Genomic DNA, 3,236 nt, shown 5'->3' with positions numbered 1-3,236 from the left:
CTTTGGACTTCTTTTGGACATAGTAAAACTCCCGTTATAGTTTCTAGTGAAAATTTTTGTTTTTTCACTGTCCACTATAAGGGGAGTATATCAGAATGGTCAAGAATTTTTGTCTATTCTAAACCTTTTTGTGTTTTTTCGGTTAAGGTATTTTTTTCAAAGGTCAGGGAAATTTGAGCATCTTCGGCATTGGTCTTGAGTCCGCTGATCCAAATAGCCTGCAAGCTTTCCTTGTCTGAAGAAGATGTCTCAGAGATCATGTCTGGTTCACCCAAGAATTCTACAGCTTGCGCATAAGTTACCCCAGATGCTAGTTTGTCATAAGCTACCTTGGTGATTGTCGCCTTGCGGTCAAACTTAAAATTGGAGATGGATCTCGCAATGGTACTATCTTGAAATAGCTGAGCAGAAACCTCAACTGAGTCAAAACGCCAAGTGTAAGAATCCAGCATCACATCACCTGCTGGAACCTGTTCTTGCTTGACCGGTTCCCCAAAGAGAGCCTTCAACTGCTCCAAACTTGTCCCGCCTTTAAATTGATCTGCTGCCTTTGCTGTTTTAATCTGATTAAATTTTAATCTAACATCCTGATGATCATTTTTCTTAATAACAGTATTGGTCTGCAAGGGTTCATCAGATGTTTTCTTTGACTGTTTAGACGAGCAAGCTGCCAGATTAACAGTCAAAGCTGCTAAGAGAATAACAAGTCCAGTTTTTTTCATTTTCATCATAAAAACCTAATAAAATCCTTTTCGTTTTCTCTTATTATAGCATATCTCATTCAGAAGGAAAAATCACTTGAGAATAAGCTGCGCAATCAACGGACTAACAAAAACATAAGTAACACCCGTAATTCCAATAGCAAGCCCCGCCATTGCCCCTTCAACATGACCATACTTAAGGGCTGTCCCTGTACCGATGGCGTGCCCAGTTCCACCCAAGGACAAGCCGATAGCGACGGGGTCATCAATATGGAGAAGTTTCAAAAAGACAGGTCCCAAAACGCTGGTCAAAATTCCCGTGATAACTACAACTACCAAAGTTATGGTCATCATCCCATGCATCTTATCTGTAATCCCAATAGCCATAGCCGTTGTCACCGATTTTGGAAATAGGGAGATAGCCAGAAAATACTTCATTCCAAACAGTTTGGCAATGATAGCAGTGAAACTCGTATTAACAAAACAGGCAGCAATAATACCAATTAAGATGCTCCTAATATGGTGCTTCATCAGATGGAAAGACCGATAGAGGGGAATACCCAAAGCAACAGTTGAAGGGACAATGAGCATGTTGAGATAGCTGCCACCCACATAATAATCCTTGTAAGAGATGCTAGTCAGCTTCAAAAAGATAATAATAAAAGCCGTCGCAAGTAAGAGCGGTGTTGTAACTGGATGCGGGAAACGACGAAAAATCAACATCCCCAAAAGATAAGCCATTATGGACAGCATAATGCCAAAAATCGGATTAGATACTAACTCATTCATGACGCACCTCCTTGTCCACATAATCACCTTCAAAATGTTTCTTAATGAATTGCACGACAAAGCCAATCACCGCAATATTAAGAAAAATAGCTACTACAATAATGATTGAAATCGGTAGTAAATAATCCTTGATATCCTTAAAACGGTCCATAATCCCCACTGCTGCTGGCAAAAAAAGAATGGTCATATTAGCTAAAAGAAAATTACCGACCACATCAATGTGTCTCAAACGGATCTGTTTAGTTTCCAAAGCTAAAAACAAAAGAACCAGCCCAATAATGCTACCAGGAACCGGCAGCTTAAAGAGAGTAGAGATGGCCTCTCCGATAAAAGAAAAGGCCAGAATAATCATAAACTGAACATATAATTTCATAAAAAACTCCTTTGTCTATTAGTCTACTACTATGAGCACATTTTTCAAGACCATGAAACGTTTTCAGAAAAAATATTAAAAAACTCCTCCATTCAACTTCCTATTAGGAGAAAATCTTCCTAAACTATTAAAACATTTGCCTCATCCACTTTTCAGGTCAAAAATAAAAAACCTTTGGATAAAAGGTTTTAAGAAGTTTCGATAAACTTTAGGAACAGTAATGGAGCCGGTGGGAGTTGAACCCACGTCCAAACACCTGCCAATATATTTGTCTACAACCATAGGTTATGTCTTGATTTAACTTAGGCTCGACACATAACTCAAGTCCAGACTAAGCGAGTCTACCCATCTCTTTTTGACTAGTTAGACAATAGCCAAACGTAGCTTGCTAATAATAAGACCTTCGCCGAAACACAAGCAATCTCGTGAAAGTCACGCAGGCTGGTTTTTAGGCAGCTAATGCATAAGAGTTTGTATTTTTTGCAGTTATATTTAACTGGCATTTTTACATCTGCCGATGAGTCGCAAAATATATCTCATAGTGCCTGTCGAATCCGTAACGACCCCAAAATAAGATATGGAAACCCACTAAGACAGTATAACAAATTAGGACTGAAATAGCAAAAAAATCTTTTGTTTTTTTCTACCATTGTCAAGTCTATCAAGTTTTTAGGATAAAAAATCATGAAGATAGTAGTCACATAAGGCTATTGAATAAGTTACACTAAACTAGACAGAATAATAAAGTGTTTTACACTAAAGCAAATAGGAGAAAAGTATGTCTAGAAAAATTCGCCATCACTTTACTGACGAGTTCAAACAAGTCTTGTTGACCTTCACAATGCAGGAAGAAAACGAAGCAAGCTTATCAAAGAATATGATTTAACGCCTTCAACCTTTGACAAGTGAGTCAGACAGGCAAGAACAACTGGTTCCTTCAAGTCTGTTGACAATCTGACAGACGAGCAGCATGAACTGATAGAATTCAGAAAACGCAATAAAGAGCTGGAAATGCAACTAGACATCCTAAAGCAAGCAGCGGTGATTATGGCACAAAAAGAGAAATAATCACTGCTAATACGGACAAATACAGCATTTCAGCCATGTGTCGTTGGTTGAAGATTCCTCGCTCTAGCTATTACTACAAAGCTGTAGAGCCAGTAACGGATTTTGATTGCTTTAAACATCAAAAAAAGAGAAGACATGTTGGTCCTCTCCAGAACATAGCTTTCATCACCTATTACAGTTGACAAAGAGCCAGAAAAACTGGCTCGAAGCCAAGTCAAAACCACCCGTGTAAACGGGTGGCTTGTACACCGGCTATAAGCCGTTAAACTCCAGCGGCGTCTAAAGACGCTCGCTGAACATACGTT

The 3,236-nt window shown here is 38.9% G+C and carries 3 protein-coding genes, 1 other RNA gene and 1 pseudogene; 1 reads left to right on the top strand and 4 read right to left on the bottom strand.

Annotation, left to right across the window (positions count from 1 at the left end):
• Positions 1-113: 113 nt before the first annotated feature.
• The 4 genes from A3GS_RS0109505 to ssrA form a co-directional block, all read right to left on the bottom strand.
• On the bottom strand, positions 114-731 hold the full coding sequence (locus tag A3GS_RS0109505) for a DUF3862 domain-containing protein (protein ID WP_018365169.1): 618 nt from the start codon (positions 729-731) through the stop codon (positions 114-116).
• A gap of 63 nt (positions 732-794) precedes the next feature.
• Complete coding sequence (locus tag A3GS_RS0109500) at positions 795-1,490, bottom strand: LrgB family protein (protein WP_018365168.1); 696 nt, start codon at positions 1,488-1,490, stop codon at positions 795-797.
• Positions 1,483-1,863 carry a CidA/LrgA family protein gene (locus tag A3GS_RS0109495; RefSeq protein WP_018365167.1) on the bottom strand — a complete coding sequence of 127 codons (381 nt, stop codon included), beginning with the start codon at positions 1,861-1,863 and terminating at the stop codon, positions 1,483-1,485. The genes A3GS_RS0109500 and A3GS_RS0109495 overlap by 8 nt, the downstream gene beginning before the upstream one ends.
• A 218-nt stretch (positions 1,864-2,081) precedes the next feature.
• Positions 2,082-2,430, bottom strand: a transfer-messenger RNA (tmRNA) gene (gene ssrA / locus A3GS_RS12485).
• A gap of 211 nt (positions 2,431-2,641) precedes the next feature.
• Here ssrA and A3GS_RS12480 point away from each other — a divergent pair.
• A pseudogene (locus A3GS_RS12480) lies at positions 2,642-3,062 on the top strand (IS3 family transposase); the annotation flags it as partial.
• Between the last annotated feature and the right edge of the window lie 174 nt (positions 3,063-3,236).

The organism is Streptococcus caballi DSM 19004 (genome assembly GCF_000379985.1).
GTDB classification, from domain to species: domain Bacteria; phylum Bacillota; class Bacilli; order Lactobacillales; family Streptococcaceae; genus Streptococcus; species Streptococcus caballi.
The sequence above is the reverse complement of the archived record's forward strand: the minus strand, read 5'-3'. Positions and strand labels throughout refer to the sequence as shown.